The 1,562-nt window shown below is 42.3% G+C and carries 1 protein-coding gene; it reads left to right on the top strand.

The annotated features are described in order from the left end of the window. The first annotated feature begins 385 nt into the window (after nt 1-385). The gene (locus F6K53_RS41380; protein ID WP_293086171.1) at nt 386-1,357 is read left to right on the top strand and encodes a GTP-binding protein; all 972 of its coding nucleotides are present in this window, start codon (nt 386-388) and stop codon (nt 1,355-1,357) included. Nucleotides 1,358-1,562 lie beyond the last annotated feature (205 nt).

Genomic DNA, 1,562 nt, shown 5'->3' with positions numbered 1-1,562 from the left:
TGAAGCAGATTGCCCTCCCTTAGAAACCGTGATTGCTATCATGACAACACCTCCGCAACAATACAAGATTCATCAATCCATAGAAGAAATTCAGGAACTAGACATCCAAAAACTGGCGTTGCTAAATTGAAGTATGAATGCGCGATCGTTTGGTTTTGGTCAAGCCCCCTAAATCCCCCGAGCGAGGGATTGCTCGCTTGGGGGGCTAGGGCGTGTTTTCAAAGTTTTCCGCAAGATTTAGATCCCCCCCAGCCCCCCGCGCGGAAGGGGGAGCCATTCTCAAAGTCCCCCTTTTTTAAGGGGGATTTAGGGGGATCTCCGAGGCAAGAAAACACGCCCTAGGGGGGCGAAAATTGCTGTAATTAACTAATTCATTATACTAGTCATGGTTGCAACTACTGTAAATAACGCTATACCCGTCACGGTTTTAACTGGCTATTTAGGAGCCGGAAAAACTACCTTACTCAACCATATCTTGACCTACGAGCATGGTAAAAAGGTAGCGGTAATTGTTAATGAATTTGGGGAAGTTGGTATTGACAATAAGTTAGTTATCGATGCCGATGAAGAAATCTTTGAAATGAACAACGGTTGTATTTGCTGTACCGTGCGGGGAGATTTAATTAGAATCATCGGTAACTTGATGCGCAGACGGGATAAGTTTGACCATTTAGTGATTGAAACCACTGGGCTTGCTGATCCTGCCCCGGTAATTCAAACGTTTTTTGTGGATGAAGAGATTCAAACCCAGTTAGACCTTGATGCCGTGGTAACGGTAGTTGATGCTAAGCATATTTTAGAGCACTGGGATAGTGATGAAGCCCAGGAACAAATTGCTTTCGCTAATGTGATTTTGCTCAATAAAATTGATTTAGTAGACCCTCAACAACTGGAGGAATTAGAGCAAAAAATCAAAGCCATGAATGGTTTAGTCAAAATTTATCGTACCCAAAACTCAGAAGTTGATATGGATTCAGTGTTAGGGGTGCGGGCTTTTGACCTTAAACAAGCTCTAGACATTGACCCGGACTTATTAGGAGAAGATGCTCATGAACATGATGAATCCGTTTTTTCCTTTGCCATTGTAGAATCAGGAGCAGTAGATTTGGAAAAATTAAACACATGGCTAACGGAATTATTACAGAGCCAAGGGCAAAATATTTTCAGAATGAAAGGTATTCTTAATGTGATGGGAGAAGAGAATCGATTTGTCTTCCAGGGAGTACATATGATTTTTGAGGGTCGTCCCGACCGTGCTTGGAAACCAGAAGAAACCAGAAAAAATGAGTTAGTCTTTATTGGCCGCAATCTTGATGAAAACCAATTTCGTCAAGATTTCCAAGCCTGTCTTGTTTAGAGTATATTATAGCAATTATTATACTCATGAGGTGTAAATTGATCCCCCTAAATCCCCCTTAATAAGGGGGACTTTGAGATTGATCCCCCTAAATCCCCCTTAATAAGGGGGACTTTGAGATTGATCCCCCTAAATCCCCCTTAATAAGGGGGACTTTGAGATTGATCCCCCTAAATCCCCCTTAATAAGGGGGACTTTGAGATTG

The organism is Moorena sp. SIO4A1 (assembly GCF_010672065.1).
Taxonomy (GTDB): domain Bacteria; phylum Cyanobacteriota; class Cyanobacteriia; order Cyanobacteriales; family Coleofasciculaceae; genus Moorena.
Note: the sequence above shows the minus strand (reverse complement) of the source record. Positions and strands in the feature narration are given on the sequence as shown.

Bases quoted from the DNA above. Each gene is read 5' to 3' on its own strand.
- F6K53_RS41380 (WP_293086171.1), top strand. From the start codon at position 386: ATGGTTGCAACTACTGTAAATAACGCTATACCCGTCACGGTTTTAACT.